This is a genomic window from Desulfobacula sp., assembly GCF_021107415.1.
Window position 1 is genome coordinate 1 of sequence record NZ_JAIOSW010000335.1, and the last position, 17009, is coordinate 17009.

The window sequence follows — 17009 nt, forward strand, 5'->3', positions numbered from 1 at the left end:
GGTGCATTTTATTTGCTTAAAGGTCAATAAAAATCTTGACTAAAAAACGTGTTAATTGTTATTGAAAAAGCGCTTTTAATCAAAGCAAAAAAGGAGGAATATGAACACATTTGATATTGTTGTGATTGTCATTATATCGTTTTGTCTAATAAGGGGACTCTTTAAAGGAGTCATAGGGGAAATGTCGGGAATCATCGGTGTTGTTGCAGGGTTTTACGGGGCCTGTACCTACTATCCTTTGATTACGCCCTATGCAGAAAAATGGATTGAAAATCCTGGAATCAGAAATATCATCGCTTTTTTCCTTTTATTTTGCGCTATTTTAGTTATTATCAGTCTTATTTCCGTGCTGATTCGTAAATTTTTAAAACTTGTTTTTTTGGGGTGGGTTGACAGAACCTTCGGTCTTGTCTTTGGTGCCGCCAAAGGCTTATTGGTTGTTTCGGTTCTTTTTATTATGATCACAACATTTCTTCCAAAGAGTTCAAATACTTTAGCTGCTTCAAAATTTTCTCCCTATGTTGCAAAAGTATCCAAAGCCATGACCGTGTTTGTTTCCCAAAATACTAAAAAAGATTTTCTAAAACACCTGGAAGGAATTTTTTAAAATTTGGAAACAATAGACAGACTGTTTGATATTATTCGAACATTAAGAAGCGAAGGCGGGTGTGCATGGGACCGGAAACAAACACCTGAAACCATGTGGGAATGCCTTGCAGAAGAAACATATGAACTTCAAGAGGCCATTGCAAAACACGATTTGCAAAATATCTGCGAAGAATTGGGAGATGTCCTGTTTCAGCTTATTTTTATTATAGAGATTTTTCAGGAAAGACAGGACTTTACGCTTTCAGATGTTATTGGTCAGGTCGCAAAGAAAATGATTCACCGGCATCCCCATGTATACGGAAATGCCAGAATATCAACGGAACAAGAGTTGAACCGGCAGTGGGAAACGATCAAAGCCCTGGAAAAGAAGGAAAATGGACAAAAAAGGGTATCGGTACTTGATGCTGTGCCCAAAGGGATGCCATCATTGATTCGGGCATTAAAAGTCTCCAAATGTGTCGTAAAAGAGGGATTTGACTGGGATAATATCTATGAAGTGCTGGATACGGCCAAAGATGAAATAAATGAATTTGAAGCGGCCTTAAAATCCGGGAATCGAAACGAGGTAAGCATGGAATTCGGAGATATTTTGTTCACCCTTGTCAATGTGGCAAGAGTTGCAAAATTCCATCCGGAAACTGCCCTTGCCGGTTCGACTGCCAAGTTTGAAGGCAGATTCAGATTGATGGAAGCCCAATTGAACAAGAGAAAGATCAAGCTTAAAGACCTTTCAAAGGATCAAAAAGATCTGCTTTGGGAGCAGGCAAAAAAATCCTATGAAAGATAGTCACCCCTTTGAAATTTAACATATTCTGTCTGTGCCGTGACAATCGTCTGGGTTGCAATATTTTTCAAATTTGCATCCGCATCTGTCAGACGTTCCGTTTCTTTTAGCAGGCTGCCTGCATTATCCTTTATTCCTTCTAAAACCTCTGCAATACTTTTTAATGAAATGTTCGGATCTTTAAGCTTTAATGAGTAAGAATCAAGCATTTCCAGGAGCGTATCAATTTTTCCTGAAACAATATCGGATAAATTAATGATATTCAGATCAATAGAAGCAATTTCCCTTAAGGCATTTGTTGGCATAGCTTCCATTTCAGGTGCCTCCGTTTTATCAAGGGCGTTGCTAAGGGCGTTCTCAAAGGCATTCGTGCCTTTGCTTTTCGAAACCTTGGTATTTGAAGCAGCAAAAGATTGAGCAGATTCATTTATTTGGTTTATGTCGGTCATAAGTGTCTCCTTTCTATTTACAATAATAAGCAAAAGGTATGCCAGGAGAGACGTACTCTTTAATGTATGGAAGAAATGCTATAAAATCAAATGGTTTGCTTTTTTGTCCGTGAAATAATAATTTAAGAAAAGAAAAAAATGCCGGGAAAATATTTCTATTACCCGAATTTGTTCATGTAGGAACCCACTATTTTATCAGCAATGGTTTGGGCATTGATATCGTATTGATTGGTTTCAACTTTTTGTTTGATATCTGCCACGTATTTTTGTCTGTCCACAGGGTCAGTTTCCATGGCTTTTGATATTTTTTGGAGGTCTTTGGTTCGACCGGAAAAATTAATGCTGTCTAATTTGTCATTAGCAGTTTCATCAGCAGTTTTCTGTGATTTCAGGTTCTGATTGACTGCATTGCTTGCCGGGTTGGCATATGTCTGATTGATGTAATTGGGAGTAGTTATTTTCATGATTTATGCCTCCATATTACTGTCTGCAACTTTTCTGGCTAATTCTGTCATTCGTTTAACAATAAATTTTGAATCTTCAACAGATAAAGTGTGGGTTATTTTTTGATTATTTTCATCAATCGCGGTATAGGTAAACTGATTTTTATTTTTTGTAAAATTTATTTTTTTCCCAAGTTCTTTTTGGATTTGGTCCGTGATTTTTGCTTCGTTTTTTTCTTTAGGCCCTTCAGTAATAATTTTGTCAACAATATTTGTGGCAACTTTATCAATAATGGCCTGGCGTTTACCTTCAGAGGAGATGGTTACACTGTCGGCAGAAGTTTTATCGGGAGAGCTAAATTTATTCCTGTTCAGCCTTTTGCCCTGACTCAGCTGCCGCGAGTAGACTTTCAGTACATTCTGTATTTGATATGAAGGTATCTGCATTTAATTTTCTCCTTAACTTAGGTTATCGGCCTGAGAAAATTAAAACTTTAATTTTTTTTTTAATCGTCAAAATCTCCCTCCGGACCCTTGTCAGCAGTGATTTCCGAAGCTTTTTCAATTATTTCTTCTTTTGTCCACTCACTTTCTTTTTCAATTTTTTCAGCCTTGAAACCCAGGTCATGGGATTTATTTTTTAAGATTTCATCAATCACTATCTGGGCTGTATCCGAGGTATTAAATACCGTGGTTAGCAGACCAAATACAAATTCTTCAACATCTTTTGCCATCCTGTCTTGGATTTTTTTAGGCTGGGCCAGTAATTTATTTTCAAAGGGAAGGTTCAGTTTTTTAAAGTCGCCGCCTTTTAAATCATTTATTTTTGCATAGGCAAGCATGTCTGTCCACATATCTTCCGACACGCCCCTGTCTTTTTGTTTAATAAAATTGCCATTGTCAAGAAGTGCGTTTCCATAATCATTGACTTTAAGACCCCAGGAGATCATTTGCAGGGCCGTGGCCACATTGGCTTTGGTTGTCCGGGTTTTTGAGGCTATCTCACGAAGCCTTTCTGAGTTGTTACCCGAGGTGCCGTGCTGGGCACCGGAGACTTTATATTTGGAGAGGGCTTCATGGATTAAAGCCGTCAGCTCGACATTGATGCCTGTATCACTGGCTTCAATGCCATGGGTAGTCCCATTATTTAATGCAATCCAGTTGGGGAAAATATTGTGGGCATTAAGCCCCTGGATGAGGAAGAGCGCTTCTTCATCTGTTGAAAGCCCTAATTTACCTTTTATTTCACCCACTTCTGTTTCAAGGCCTGCCCAGTCAGGAATAAATGGAAATAATTCAAGATTTGCCAGAAGATTCTGGTCATCGGGCATATGGGAGGCATCAATGGCAATGGAAGTAATCCCCGCATCAAACAATGACACAATTTCTGTTTTAGCCGGTTCAATATCTTCAGGCTTTTTAATGCCGAAATGATCTGCATGGATAGCAACGGGAATAGTGATGCCAAGTTCATTCATAAAAGCATCTGTCTGCCGGGCAATATTCCATAAACTCACTGCACAATATGCACCTGTTCCTCCTTCAGATCTGGCAATTTCAATCATAATCGCGGCATTCGCCCGTTGTGCAGCCGCAAGAGCGCCTTTAATGACAAAAGAATTTCGTCCGTTGGCGGCAATGGTCATACTGTTTCCTTTAAGCAACATGGCCTGATCAATATATTTTCCACTGACAAGAAGCGCTTTGGAGCTAGGAAAAAGTTTTTTTACATTTGGGGGTCTGCCAAGGTCAAGAGCGGTCTCAAAGTCTGAAGAATACTTTATTGGTATTGTCATATCACCCTCCCTGATTGTTTGTATTATTTTAAAAATTCTAATTATATTTTTTTACACGAAACAGTTTTAAAATCAAGAGATATCGAATAATGAATTTTGATTCATGGATAATTCCTTGGGTTAGAATTGGAAGTTAGTTTAAAGCAAAGTGTCTTTTTTTATTTATAACTATCTGTAAAATATGATAAAAATAAATTTAAATTATATTTTATAATAATGATTATCCGCTTGACATTTATAAAAATCTTTTGTTAAATAATGAATCTTTATTCATTTATCTTAAAGAAGGGTGATACAAGTTTGCAGAAGAATAAATTAGATAAGTATAATAAAATACTGAACAGTGCAGGCGCTGTGTTTGCAGAGTATGGATTTTACAAAGCAACCATATCACAAATAGCAACACAGGCTAGTGTGGCTGACGGTACATTATACCTGTATTTTAAAAATAAAGATGACATTCTTTACCAGTTCATCAGTTTTAAAACCAATGTGGTGTTTAAAAAAATGCGTGCGGCTGTTGAAAAGGGTCAAACTGCCGAAGAAAAATTGCGATATTTGATCCGGTGCCATCTTGCGGAATTTCAAAATGATAAAAATATGGCAATTATTTTTCAGTCGGAAGTAAGATACTTAAGGGATATTGAATCTCAAATCAAAGATATATCAAAAATGTATCTGGATCTGTTGTCGGATATTATTGAACAGGGGCAGATTGAAGGTTCCATTCGCCAGGATCTTTTTGTCGGTCTTGTTAAACGGTTTATTCTTGGCGCAGTGGAAGGTGTCATCAGTACCTGGGTGTCTGCCGGCGGCAGATATGACCTGGTTTCAATGGCAGATCCTTTGGTCGATCTTTATCTGAGAGGTGTCAAAGGATGATAAATGTCAATTAGTATTTGAATAATATAAATTGATTGAATATGGCTTTTTGCTTGACGTGTTCTTTTAGGTTTATTAAAGCTTTTTTGAGTTTGTATTCATTAAGTTAAAAATATTTGGGAGGTAGGCAAGTATGACTTCAATAATCGGTCCGGCAAGTTTTAATTTTTTCGGGATATTTCCCGCGGTGATATTATCATTTATTTTGCCTGTCATCGGTATAGGACTGTTTGCATACATTATGGCCAGGCGGTTTGCACCTCTTGTGAGGGCAAACCCGGACAGCCGGTTTGATCAGATCGGTAAGCGTGTTAAAAATCTCATCCTTGTCTGGCTGGGACAGATCAGGCATCCAAGATATATGCTGGCAGGTGTGCTCCATATTTCCATATTTGCCGGCTTCTTGATTTTATCCATCCGCTCTACATCACTTGTTGTTGTCGGTTTTTCAGATGGATTTGTATTGCCCGGGTTTGGAGGGCCTTTAGGGGATATCTATAATTTTATTAAAGATTATGCCGCAACCATTGTGCTCATTGCCTGTATCATTGCCGCTGTCAGAAGGGGGATCTATAAACCCAAGCGATATGCAGTGCCGGAAAACTATGGCAAGGATCATACTGCAGAAGCTGTTTTTGTACTGGGTATTATTGCAACACTCATGATTTCAGAAAGTCTTTTTGAAGCATCCCAGGTGGCCTATGAATTTCAGCATACCGGCCATGAACATTTTTTGGCTCCCCTTTCTCTGGTTTGGATTTTTAAAGGCATTCTTACCTCAGCACCTCAAAATGTTCTCCAGGGACTTCACATTTTCACCTATTTTGTTCATGATCTGACCTTTTTCTTTTTCTTGTGTTTTTTACCCATGGGAAAACATTTCCACGTGATTACATCCATTTTTAACGTGTTTTTCATGCGGGTTCAAAAAGGCAACATCAAACCGGTTATGTATGGAGTGTCAGACGAAGGCCTGGATGACCTTGAATCCTTTGGTGTAAAAAAACTTGAAGATTTTACCTGGAAACATATGCTGGATTTTTACTCGTGTGCTGATTGCGGCAGGTGTTCTGATCAGTGCCCGGCAAACGCAGTGGGCCGTCCATTATCTCCCAGGTTTATTACCATTAAGGCAAGGGATTTGATATTTAAAAATTATCCCATGTCAGGAGAAATTTATAAAAGCAATTTGTTGGTAGAAGATATCTATACTGAAGATGAAATCTGGTCTTGCACCACCTGTGGTGCCTGTGAAGAAGAGTGCCCCCTGGGGATTGAATATATTGATAAGATCGTTGATTTGCGCCGGGGTATGGTGGATGAAGGCATGGTGCCCCAGTCCCTGCAAAAACCTTTGAAGGCCCTTGAAAAACGGGGGAATCCTTATGGGAAAATGGAGAAAAAACGGGCGGATTGGACAAAGGATAAAGAGTTTAAAGCAAACTGGCAGATTAAAGATCTTGCCAAGGAAAAAGCAGACACCCTTTATTTTGTGGATAGTATTACATCCTATGATGATGAAATTCAGGAGATCGCAAGGCGCACATCTATTATTCTCAAAAAAGCAGGCGTTGATTTTGGAATCCTGGGTAAACTGGAAAAGGACAGCGGGAATGAAGTCATCCGGTTTGGAGAAGAAATGCTGTATCAGGATTTAAAAGAGCAAAATACTGAAGCTATTATGGAAAGTGGTGTGAAACAAATTGTGACAGCAGACCCCCATGCTTATAATGCATTGAAAAATGATTATGACAACCTTGTTCCTGTTAAACATATCAGTCAGGTGGTTGCTCAAAAAATTATTTCCGGAGAGCTTGATCTTAAACCTTGCCAGGATCCTGAAAAAGTGTATGTATATCATGATCCGTGTTACCTGGGACGGCACAATGGTATTTATGAAGAACCAAGGCAGGCACTTGATGCCATTGACGGGTTAACCAGAGTAGAGCTTGAAAAGAGTCGGGACAGATCCTTTTGCTGCGGCGGTGGCGGGTTAATGCTTTTCTATGAACCGGAAGAAGAGATAAGAATGGGCGTTTTAAGGGTTAATATGGCTGCAGATGCCGGAGCAAATATCATTGTAACTGCCTGTCCTTTCTGCCTGGTAAATATCCAGGATGCGATCAAGGTCGCAGGAAAAGAAGGAGAGATGGAAGTTTTGGATTTTACAGAACTTATAGAGCAACATTTATATTAAATAAATGAGTGACGGATTTTAGGACGAATAAATCTGTGACGGATAATTGATTTAAAGGAGGCAATAATGGAGATTTTGGTATGTGTCAAGAGAGTACCGGATACTGCTGAGAATGAATTTGAACTCAACAGTGCGGGAAATGATCTTGATCGTGATGATCTGGTTTATTCAGTGAATGAATGGGATAATTATGCGATTGAAGAAGCGATCCAGATTGTTGATAAAGTCGGTGGAAGTGTGACGGTTATCACTGTTGGTGATGATGAATCAGAAGAAGTGTTAAGACGTGAGATGGCAATGGGTGCCAATAACGGTATTCTCCTCTCTGACGATGCATTTGAAGGATCTGATGGGTTGGGAATTGCGGCCATTCTTAAGGCTGAAACCCAAAAAGGTAATTACGACCTGATACTGTCAGGTGCCCAGGCAGATGAAGGAGCCGGCCAGGTAGGTGGAATGCTCGCTGCAATGCTGGACATGCCCTATGCATCCCTGGTAAATAAAATTGAGGTCGGTGACGGCAAAATAATAGTGGGAAGAGAGATTGAGGGGGGTAACCAGGAAATGAATGAAATTGACCTTCCTTGCGTTCTCTCTATCCAGACCGGTATTAATGAGCCCCGTTATGTGGGTATCCGTGGTATCAGAAAAGTTGCCAAAGTTGATATTCCTGTCAAAGGAACGTCTGATCTTGGTATTGATGCAGATAGTGTTGGAGAAGCCGGCGCAAAAACAAAGCGCGTAGATTATTTTGTACCGGATATGGGTGATGGTGCTGAGATGCTTGAAGGCTCCACCGATGAGATCATTGAAAAGCTGATTGAGAAGCTTAAAGCAAACGGAGGGTTTTAAATCATGACACAAATTTTTGCATATATCCCATTTATAAACGGTGTTGCTGCAGACGTGGCATTGGAGTACCCTTCAGCCGCCAAAAAAATTGATGAAGGCGCCTGTTTAACTGCTGTTGTAACCGGGTCAGGAGCAGATTTGGATAAAATAGCTGATGAAATGACTTCCATCTATTCGGAAGTGATTAAAATTGATCATGCCGACCTTGCCTATCCAAACGGAGAAGTCGTCAGAAAAGCTCTGGTCAGTATTCTTCCGGCCGATGCTATTTTTCTAACGGCTCACGATACTTTTGGAATGGATCTGGCTCCGGGTCTTTGTGTAAAAATGGATTCAGCTTATGCAGCGGATGTGGTTGATTTTGAAGGGATCGACGGAACAACCCTGAAAGCCGTTCGCCAGGAACTTGGCGGGGCTGTGAGCACCCATATGACCATTGACATATCTTCCGGGGCAGTGATGACTGTCAGACCCGGTGCTTTTACACCTGTTGAAGGCGGATCAGCCAATGGATCAGTGGTTGATAAATCCGGTGATGCAGGTGATCTTTCTGCAAAAAGAAAATTTCTTGAAATTGTTGTGGCAGAAGTGGGTGATGTTGATATTACTAAATCTGATGTACTCGTGTCTATTGGTCGCGGTATTGAGGATGAAGACAATATTGAAATTGCCCAGGAACTTGCTGAAGCAATGAAAGCGGTTGTCTCCTGCTCAAGACCGATTGTTGATGCTAAATGGCTTGAAAAATCACGACAGGTTGGAACCTCCGGCCAGACCGTTAAGCCAAAAGTATACATGGCCATGGGGATTTCAGGATCATTCCAGCATATGGGTGGCGTAAAGGGCAATCCGTTTATTGTTGCTGTAAACAAGAACCCCAAAGCACCCATCTTCCAGGTAGCTGATGTCGGTATTGTTGAAGATATCCTCGATTTTATCCCTGAACTTACCGAAACAATAAATGATCTTTAAGATTATTTAAAGATATTTTTTGAAAAGGGGCCTGAAATTTTGATTAAGGCCCCTTTTTTAGAGAAATCCATTCAGCTATTGTCGGTGTTTAGGCATAATAAGAATCCCAGGGCAATACAGCTGATGACCAATATTAACCGGAAAGCGAAGATATAGCTGTGAGTCATGTCAAATAAATAACCGGTTAATATGGGACCTAAAGCGCCGCCAGTGGTACCAAAAAAGACGACCACCCCGAACAGAGAACCATGAGCCCGGATGCCGAATAATTCCACAATAATGGGGGAAATGGCGGTAAAAAAACCGCCGTGGGCAATCCCATAGATGCAGGCAAATCCATAGAGCTTCCATAGGGCATCGGCTTTTGTCAGCCAAAGCAGGCTGATGATCAGAAATCCGAAACAGATACACATGATCTGTTTGCTGCCTTTACGATCAATGGCCAGACCTGAAAGAAATCGACCCACCATACTTACTGCGCCTATGGCGGAAAGCACACCGGCTGACTTGTGGGGAGAAATCCCGATGTCGCGGGCATGGGGAACAATGTGGATAAGGATACTCATCAGGCAGAACACCAGAAGCAGGTTTGTCAGGCAGATCAACCACAATTCAGGGGTTCTCAGGGCTTTGGAAAAGGGAAATCCCTGGTCTTGGGATTTTGACAATTCCCTTGGGGTGCCAACAGATGAGTGATAAACCGTCTCCGGATCCCGTCGAAGCAATTGGGCGATGGCAAAAAGAAGGATAAAGGCAAAAGATCCCATGAATATAAATGCGTTCTTCCAGCCAAATCCTGAGATTAAAAAACTCGCCAGGATGGGGAATGTGAACTGTCCGGCTCCGGTACCCACCTTGACCAGCCCGGTCATTTTACCCCTTTTTTTAGCAAACCACCGGGCAATGGTGCTCAAGGCAATAACATCCACGGAACTGAGCCCTATACCGAAGATAAGGCCGAAAATTATATAGAGCTGCCACAGGGCACTGATCTGCGACATGAGGCAGAACCCTAGGCCGAAAAAAATGGCGGCAATACTCATCAAAATCCTGGGACCGAATTTATCATTGAGTTGACCAATGAGGATGCCAAACAGGCCCATGACAAAAAAAGCAGCAGAAGAGGCCCCGGATATGGCCGCTCTGGACCAGCCAAATTCATCCATTAAAGGGTTGAAGAAAACCCCATAAGAGATATAAATACCCACCCCAATCGCCTGGATACTGAAACAGGCGGTCGTAATGACATGGCCGTAAGCAATCGATGCTCGGTCTGTAGGGTCGCTGAATCTTTTTTTTGAAATCGTGCTAATGGCTTTCCTTAATTTAAAAATATTATTTTATCCTAAGATACGCTTATTGGGACAGGTGTCAATAAACAGAAGATTTTTTCTCTGTATGAAGTACAAAAAATTGATAAAATTATATCATAAATTAAAAGCTCTAAAAATTTATTTGCCTTGCACCACAATATATATTAGTGTGGTTTTTATTGAAATTGACTGGAATATCAAAAGCGTTTTTGGGCTTTTATTGTTTATATTCTTGACCATTATTAGGTGGTGCTACAGTGAAAGAAGATTTAATTGATGAGATGACGCAGACCCTAACAGATATGGAAGCCCAAAGCCGGTTTAACTAAAACAAGGTACAAATAAATACAGAATGAAATTTCAAATTACATGTTGGTTAAGGGTTTAGAGATTGTATGCTTTATTAAAACGGGTATTGAGCAATCAGCGAATTTTTGTTATTAGACCATCAGCATTTATGCTTGATTTCATATGTGTTTTTATACTTAATTATATTTCAAAACGTACACCGAACGAAAGTTTTTAAAAGGAGAATAAATAAAAATGAGTCTCAGAAAATTTTTTTTCTTAACTGCCTTGGTTGTCGGATTATGCATTCATTCATCAACAGCGTTCGCTGAGTCACCTGAAAAGGTGGCTGTTAAGTTTGCTAAAGCTTACTATATGCTTGATGCGTCAATGGAAGAATACCTTTGTGAAGCGTGCAAAACAAATGAAGATGAAGAGAAAATAGTTGGCCTGTATCTTGAAAAAGCAGGAATTAAAGCGCGGAATCGTGGCTATGCAAAAAGTTTTTTACAGATGAGTATAGGTGACATTGACACCGAAATTTTAAATATGAATGATTCTTCTGCAAAAGTTAAAATTACGGCCGTAAAGACGCGTAATATTAATCCTTTATATAAAGTTGTCGGTGCAGTTTTTAATTTGATCAATGAATATGAAGTTGATGAAATTATCAATTTAGTGAATAAAGATGGGGAATGGGAAATTGGTCCGGGAGCGTTTGATCTTCCGATGTAAATTTTTTTAAAGTAAAAACTTCTGTTTGTTTTTATATTTTTAGGCAAACAGGAGTTTGTTGTTCAACAAGTTTTTTTACTTTTATATATAATATCTAAGTAATTTTTCTTACAAACTATAATATCTGGTATTCAAGAATTACATTTCCTCAGATCAAAAATTATTTAAAAATAAAGATTCTCTTGCTTGCCAAACCGGTGAGAGAAAGTTTATACTTCTCCGGATTTTAGTTAAGTAAGTCCATTCAAAAAAGGATGTAATATGACATATTCAGTGAAATTTCTGCCTCATAACGTAAGTGTTGAGGTTGATGATAATGAAAGCCTGATTCGGGCAGCCATGGAGGCCGGTGTTCACATCAATGCATCCTGCGGTGGTGGTGGTGTCTGTGGCAAATGCAGGGTGTTAATCGAAGAAGGAAGTGTTGAAGGGGGGATTTCAGAACATCTTTCCCCGGAAGACCAGGAAAAAGGGTATCGCCTGGCATGTATGTCCGAAGTGAGTTGTGATCTTGTGGTAAGAATTCCAATTGAGTCCGAGATTGATACCAGCCGTTTAAATATACATGCCGGCAGTCGGCATACGGCAAAAGTCATGTACTCAAATATTGATGAACTCAGGCAGGACGGGTTGTTTATTCCTCCCGTAGAAAAGATTTATCTTGAACTGGATTCAGCAACTGCTGAGGATAATCAGGCAGATGTGGCAAGAATTATCAATCATCTTCGCCTGAAACATGGTGAGCACCGCCTGACCATGGGCCTGGGTTTGATCAGAAAAATATCTGATATTATCAGGGAAGGTGATTTCAAGGTCACGGCAACCATTGTGAGACCGGTAAGAAAAGATGGCAAAAATGAGATCGTAAATATTGAGCCCTTTGATACCAGCGACAGAAATTTTGCTATTGCAGTGGATATCGGAACGACCACAGTATATGGACAAGTCCTTGATCTGCATACCGGACAGGTTCTTTCCGAACAGGGTGAATTCAACAGTCAGATCAGCTATGGTGAAGATGTGATTTCAAGGATTATTTTTGCTGAAAAGGATGACGGACTTGAAATTCTTCATCAAAAAGTGATCGAAGTTATCAATAAAATTATTGAGAAGATTCTTAAAAGGGCAAAGATTGGCAGACATGAGGTGACCACCATTACCCTTGCCGGTAACTCCACCATGACCCAGCTGCTGCTAAAAATAAATCCAAGCTATATCCGTCGAGACCCCTATGTGCCGGCATCCATCATGTATCCGCCATTCCATGCATCCGAGATCAACATAGATCTGGCAGATCATACTATTGCGCTGATCTATCCGGGGGTTTCAAGTTATGTCGGCGGTGATATCATCGCAGGCATCATGGCCTCGGGTATGTATAGAACCAGTGAACTGACACTGTATATGGATATCGGGACCAATGCGGAAATAGCCATTGGCCATAAAGAGTGGATGGTCTGCACGGCGGCCTCTGCCGGCCCTGCCTTTGAGGGTGGCGGCGTGAAATTCGGCATGAGAGCAACCAAAGGGGCTATTGAGGATTTTTCCATAAACCCTGAAACCTATGAGCCCATGATCATCACCGTTGAGAATAAAAAGGCAAAAGGGATATGCGGTTCCGGCATGATTACCATAGCCGCTAAGCTTCTGGAAACAGGTGTCATTGATTCCAGGGGCAAATTCAACCAGGCTCTTGATACACCGAGGATCCGGCAGACAGACGATATCTGGGAATATGTTCTTATATATAAAGAAAATACCCAGATAGACAGAGATATTACCATCACAGAACCGGATCTCGATAACCTGATCCGGGCAAAAGGCGCCATGTACGCCGCTGCCATAACCCTGCTTGAAGAAATCGGATTAAAGGTTACTGATATTGAAAGGATTATCCTTGCCGGTGGGTTTGGCAGTTATGTTGAGCTGGAAAGCGCCATTACCATAGGCTTACTTCCTGAAATTGAGACGGAAAAAGTTACTTATCTGGGCAATGGCTCTCTTCTGGGTTGCAAAATAAATTCTTTAACCAATGCACTTCGCCGGGATGTGGCAAATGTAGTCAATATGATGACAAACTTTGAAATGGCTGCAACGCCTTCTTATATGGATCATTATATGGGGGCACTGTTTATGCCACATACGGAACTCAACAATTTCCCAAAAGTAAAAGAGCGTCTGGAAAGGCTGCACAAAAGATGAAAAAATTTGGGTTTGTTCGCACTGTTTTAGTTGAAAATCCAAGTTTGGCCGATAATACGGCAGATGCTCAAAGGCTGGAGAAATGTCTTATTGATGCGTTGAGTACGGATCAAATCAGGATTCCCTTGCAAGTGCTTAAAAAACTGCCTTCAAATTTAAGGGCATGGGATTTTAAGGCAAGGGCCGTCCTGTTTAAAGATCGGTATTCCTGGATAGTGGTGGATCTTTTGGATCCAATATCAAATAAACCGATTCTTGGAATGGCCATTGATATCGGCACCACAAGGATTGTGCTGTCACTTGTTGATCTTGAATCCAGACAGGAAATAGGTGAGAAGGGATTTGATAATCCCCAGGCTGTTATCGGGCCGGATGTTCTTGCAAGGATTCATTATTCCCGGCAGAATCATGGGCTTACTGAACTGAACCACCTTGTCATCAAGGCTGTCAATAAGAACCTGTCGGTATTGTGTAAAGAACACGGATACCAGAAAGAGGATATTTATCTGGTTACCGGTGCGGGCAATACCGCCATGACCCACCTGTTTTTAGGGATTGAATCTTTTGAGATTATCAAGGAGCCTTATATTCCCTGTGTGAATATCCCGGATACACAGCTTGCCAGTGATTTAAACCTTGATATCAATAAAAATGCAATGGTATTTCTTTTTCCCAATATCGGGTCCTATTTTGGCGGAGATCTGATTGCAGGCATTCTTTTTTCAGATCTTGACAGAAAAAAAGACCCCTGCATCATGGTGGATGTCGGCACTAATGCGGAAATTGTTGTGGGAAACCAGGACTGGCTTATTGCCTGTGCCGGTGCTGCAGGCCCTGCTCTGGAGGGCGGAGTCAGTAAAATGGGAATGACAGCAAAGCCGGGTGTGATCGATCAAGTATGGATTGATCCTGATTCCGGTGAATTGAAAATCCATACCATAGAGGATAAAAGGCCTGTCGGCATCTGCGGTTCCGGCATGATTGATCTGGCAGCCTGTCTGTTTTTATCAAAACGCATCGATATCCGTGGAAAATTTTCAAACCAGACCTGTGGGAAACGGTTGCTTGAAAAAGACGGAATCAATTATTTTATCCTGGTGGATGAAAAATATTCCGCTACAGGGGAATCAATTTGTTTAAGCCAGGTGGACTTGAATTCCTTAACCAGTTCAAAGGCTGCCATGTATACCATACTGGAAGTGATTGTAAGGAATACAGCCGGTCTTGAATTTGAAGATTTGCAAAAGTTTTATGTGGCAGGAACCTTTGGATCATTTATTAACCCTGTATCGGCCATATCCATTGGAATGCTCCCGGATATCCCGATAAAAACATTTGAGGTACTGGGGAACAGTTCCCTTGGCGGGGCAAAGGTTTTGTTAAAAGATCCGGATGCCTTTGAAAGGATCTTGAAGATTCGGCAATCCATTACCTATATTGAACTCAACGTCAACCAGGAATTTATGAATATGTTTTCTGGAGCAAAGTTTTATCCCCACACGGATCAGTCCCTGTTCCCTTCGCTGAAAAATATGATTTAAAAAACTATACCTGTATATACAAGTTGTTTGCTTTATGGTAAAACGGAACAAATTAATGACCTGAAGGTCACACGGAAAAAGTCATTCATCATAAAGGAAATAAACCGGTATGAAAAAAATAGTCGAGTGTGTGCCGAATTTCAGTGAGGGCCGAAACAAGGAAACCATAGAAGCCATAGCTGATGCCATTCAACAGACCAAGGGCTGCAGCCTTCTGGATGTCGATCCGGGAGAATCCACCAACAGAACTGTCTATACCTTTGTGGGTTCCCCCAAGGCAGTGCTGGAGGGCGCCTTGAACGCAGCCGGGGTGGCAAGACAAAAAATTGATATGAGGACCCATGAAGGGGGACATCACCGCATGGGTGCCATGGATGTATGTCCCTTTATTCCCGTTGCCAATGTAACCATGGAAGAGTGTGTCGAAATCTCCAAAGAATTTGGCAGCCGTGCAGCAAAAGAGCTTGGCATCCCCATTTATCTTTATGAAGAATCTTCCACCCGTAAATACCGCAAAAAACTTCCCCAGATCAGGGAAGGGCAGTATGAAGGCATAAAAGACAGGATTATTACCAAAGAGTGGAAGCCGGATTTCGGACCTGCCGAATTTATCCCCGAGTGGGGTGCAACCGTAACAGGAGCAAGATTTTTTCTGATTGCCTATAATGTCAACCTCTTATCCACACCCAACCAGGCCCATAGAATTGCCCTGAATCTTCGGGAAGCCGGCCGCAGCCCGGATGAACCCGGAAGACTCAAAGAGGTAAAGGGCATGGGATGGTATGTGAATGAATATAATCTGGCCCAGGTCACGGTAAATTTGAACAATTATCTTGTTACCCCTCCCCATGTGCTGTTTGAAGAAGTTAAAAAGGAGGCAGAAAATTTGAATATTGCCGTTACCGGGTCTGAAATTGTGGGCGTGGTACCTTTGGAAGCTATACTCATGGCGGCTGACTATTATATTGAAAAAGAAAATCTCTTTGTACTGGATGAAGATCAGAAAGTCAGACTTGCCGTTGAACGTCTGGGCTTGAACTCTGTTGCCCCATTTAATCCAAAAGAGAAAATTATCGAGTATATCATTGCCCAAGAAAGAAACGAGCCATTGGCAGGCCTGACGGTCAGACAATTTATTGAAGAAGTGACTTCAAGAAGTTCAGCCCCGGGCGGCGGGTCAGCCTCTGCCGCCATTGCTGCCATTGGTGCTGGTTTAGGTTCCATGGCGGCAAAATTGACCCTGGGGGTTCGTAAATTTGAAGATATTGATGCAATAATGCGAAAGCTTATTCCCCCGCTTCACCATGCTGCCAACTCCCTGATCCCCATGATTGATGCGGATACCGATGCGTTTAACGATTATGTGGAAGCCCTGCGTCTTCCTTGTGATACCAAAGAAGAAAAGGAGTTCAGACATGAAAAATTGCAGCTGGGCTTGAAAAAAGCCATTGATATCCCCTTGACCACAATGAAGCTTGCCGACGCTGCCTGGGAAGCCATGAAAGAGGTTGCTGAATATGGTAATATCGCATCAAAGTCCGATGTTGAAGTCGGGGCAAAGGCCTTGGAAACAGGCATATGGGGCGCTTATAAGAATGTAATGATAAACATGACAGATATTACAGATGATAATTTCAAAACTAAGACCATTAAACTGGCAGAAGAATTGAAAACAAGGGCGGAAAATCAGTTCAAAAAAGTCCTGGAAATTCTGGAAAACCGGGAGAAATAATTGACAACATCATGAAAATGATAGAAAAAAGATAGAGTATTTTGCCTTGATATTTGACCTATATGGCAATATCAAGGCAAATAGACCTGATAATAAATGGTTCGTGCCGCTCCGCGGCACGAATGCGTGAGTTGACTACGTCGAACAATTGGCCCGCACCGCTGCGCGGTACGAACCAACCGTTCGACCGGCAAGTTTGCCATAATAATCAGAC

The 17009-nt window shown here is 41.2% G+C and carries 15 protein-coding genes; 10 read left to right on the forward strand and 5 right to left on the reverse strand.

Annotated features, from left to right (window positions below; all coding sequences use genetic code 11):
* The first annotated feature begins 100 nt into the window (after nt 1-100).
* Nucleotides 101-607, forward strand: a complete 507-nt coding sequence (locus K8S13_RS16930) for a CvpA family protein (protein WP_291464327.1) — start codon at nt 101-103, stop codon at nt 605-607.
* A gap of 3 nt (nt 608-610) precedes the next feature.
* Nucleotides 611-1396 carry a nucleoside triphosphate pyrophosphohydrolase gene (gene mazG / locus K8S13_RS16935; protein ID WP_291464329.1) on the forward strand — a complete coding sequence of 262 codons (786 nt, stop codon included), beginning with the start codon at nt 611-613 and terminating at the stop codon, nt 1394-1396.
* Here mazG and K8S13_RS16940 read toward each other — a convergent pair.
* The 4 genes from K8S13_RS16940 to K8S13_RS16955 form a co-directional block, all read right to left on the reverse strand.
* The gene (locus K8S13_RS16940; RefSeq protein WP_291464330.1) at nt 1384-1842 is read right to left on the reverse strand and encodes a hypothetical protein; all 459 of its coding nucleotides are present in this window, start codon (nt 1840-1842) and stop codon (nt 1384-1386) included. The genes mazG and K8S13_RS16940 overlap by 13 nt on opposite strands.
* A gap of 158 nt (nt 1843-2000) precedes the next feature.
* Nucleotides 2001-2306: a flagellar biosynthesis anti-sigma factor FlgM gene (gene flgM, locus K8S13_RS16945; RefSeq protein ID WP_291464331.1), complete on the reverse strand. Its 306-nt coding sequence runs from the start codon at nt 2304-2306 to the stop codon at nt 2001-2003.
* Between the two features lie 3 nt (nt 2307-2309).
* Entirely contained in the window at nt 2310-2732 is a 423-nt protein-coding gene (locus K8S13_RS16950) for a DVU0524 family FlgM-associated protein (RefSeq protein ID WP_291464332.1), read from the reverse strand.
* Between the two features lie 59 nt (nt 2733-2791).
* Entirely contained in the window at nt 2792-4081 is a 1290-nt protein-coding gene (locus tag K8S13_RS16955; protein WP_291464333.1) for a class II fructose-bisphosphate aldolase, read from the reverse strand.
* A gap of 300 nt (nt 4082-4381) precedes the next feature.
* Between K8S13_RS16955 and K8S13_RS16960 the strand changes: the two genes are divergently transcribed.
* The 4 genes from K8S13_RS16960 to K8S13_RS16975 all read left to right on the forward strand — a co-directional run bounded on the left by K8S13_RS16960 (nt 4382) and on the right by K8S13_RS16975 (nt 8984).
* A complete protein-coding gene (locus K8S13_RS16960) occupies nt 4382-4963 on the forward strand; it encodes a TetR/AcrR family transcriptional regulator (RefSeq protein WP_291464335.1) in 582 nt (193 codons plus the stop codon).
* 133 nt (nt 4964-5096) lie between these two features.
* The gene (locus K8S13_RS16965) at nt 5097-7160 is read left to right on the forward strand and encodes a (Fe-S)-binding protein (protein ID WP_291464337.1); all 2064 of its coding nucleotides are present in this window, start codon (nt 5097-5099) and stop codon (nt 7158-7160) included.
* A 66-nt stretch (nt 7161-7226) separates the two neighbouring features.
* Nucleotides 7227-8012: an electron transfer flavoprotein subunit beta/FixA family protein gene (locus tag K8S13_RS16970; RefSeq protein WP_291464339.1), complete on the forward strand. Its 786-nt coding sequence runs from the start codon at nt 7227-7229 to the stop codon at nt 8010-8012.
* Nucleotides 8013-8015: 3 nt separating this feature from the next.
* A complete protein-coding gene (locus K8S13_RS16975; RefSeq protein WP_291464340.1) occupies nt 8016-8984 on the forward strand; it encodes an electron transfer flavoprotein subunit alpha/FixB family protein in 969 nt (322 codons plus the stop codon).
* A gap of 71 nt (nt 8985-9055) precedes the next feature.
* Here K8S13_RS16975 and K8S13_RS16980 read toward each other — a convergent pair whose 3' ends face one another.
* Nucleotides 9056-10192 carry an MFS transporter gene (locus K8S13_RS16980; protein WP_291464341.1) on the reverse strand — a complete coding sequence of 379 codons (1137 nt, stop codon included), beginning with the start codon at nt 10190-10192 and terminating at the stop codon, nt 9056-9058.
* Nucleotides 10193-10840: 648 nt separating this feature from the next.
* Here K8S13_RS16980 and K8S13_RS16985 point away from each other — a divergent pair.
* The 4 genes from K8S13_RS16985 to ftcD all read left to right on the forward strand — a co-directional run bounded on the left by K8S13_RS16985 (nt 10841) and on the right by ftcD (nt 16795).
* Nucleotides 10841-11320, forward strand: coding sequence for a hypothetical protein (locus K8S13_RS16985; protein ID WP_291464343.1), 480 nt, complete (start codon nt 10841-10843; stop codon nt 11318-11320).
* A 261-nt stretch (nt 11321-11581) separates the two neighbouring features.
* Nucleotides 11582-13522, forward strand: a complete 1941-nt coding sequence (locus K8S13_RS16990; protein WP_291464345.1) for an ASKHA domain-containing protein — start codon at nt 11582-11584, stop codon at nt 13520-13522.
* Nucleotides 13519-15063, forward strand: a complete 1545-nt coding sequence (locus K8S13_RS16995; RefSeq protein ID WP_291464346.1) for an ASKHA domain-containing protein — start codon at nt 13519-13521, stop codon at nt 15061-15063. Before K8S13_RS16990 ends, K8S13_RS16995 begins: the two co-directional genes overlap by 4 nt.
* Nucleotides 15064-15172: 109 nt before the next feature.
* A complete protein-coding gene (gene ftcD, locus K8S13_RS17000) occupies nt 15173-16795 on the forward strand; it encodes a glutamate formimidoyltransferase (protein ID WP_291464348.1) in 1623 nt (540 codons plus the stop codon).
* The last annotated feature ends 214 nt before the right edge of the window (nt 16796-17009 follow it).

Coding starts and splice junctions, on each gene's coding strand:
- K8S13_RS16930 (WP_291464327.1), top strand. CDS start 101: ATGAACACATTTGATATTGTTGTGATTGTCATTATATCGTTTTGTCTA.
- K8S13_RS16940 (WP_291464330.1), bottom strand. CDS start 1,842: ATGACCGACATAAACCAAATAAATGAATCTGCTCAATCTTTTGCTGCT.
- flgM (WP_291464331.1), bottom strand. CDS start 2,306: ATGAAAATAACTACTCCCAATTACATCAATCAGACATATGCCAACCCG.
- K8S13_RS16950 (WP_291464332.1), bottom strand. CDS start 2,732: ATGCAGATACCTTCATATCAAATACAGAATGTACTGAAAGTCTACTCG.
- K8S13_RS16955 (WP_291464333.1), bottom strand. CDS start 4,081: ATGACAATACCAATAAAGTATTCTTCAGACTTTGAGACCGCTCTTGAC.
- K8S13_RS16965 (WP_291464337.1), top strand. CDS start 5,097: ATGACTTCAATAATCGGTCCGGCAAGTTTTAATTTTTTCGGGATATTT.
- K8S13_RS16970 (WP_291464339.1), top strand. CDS start 7,227: ATGGAGATTTTGGTATGTGTCAAGAGAGTACCGGATACTGCTGAGAAT.
- K8S13_RS16975 (WP_291464340.1), top strand. CDS start 8,016: ATGACACAAATTTTTGCATATATCCCATTTATAAACGGTGTTGCTGCA.
- K8S13_RS16985 (WP_291464343.1), top strand. CDS start 10,841: ATGAGTCTCAGAAAATTTTTTTTCTTAACTGCCTTGGTTGTCGGATTA.
- K8S13_RS16990 (WP_291464345.1), top strand. CDS start 11,582: ATGACATATTCAGTGAAATTTCTGCCTCATAACGTAAGTGTTGAGGTT.
- K8S13_RS16995 (WP_291464346.1), top strand. CDS start 13,519: ATGAAAAAATTTGGGTTTGTTCGCACTGTTTTAGTTGAAAATCCAAGT.
- ftcD (WP_291464348.1), top strand. CDS start 15,173: ATGAAAAAAATAGTCGAGTGTGTGCCGAATTTCAGTGAGGGCCGAAAC.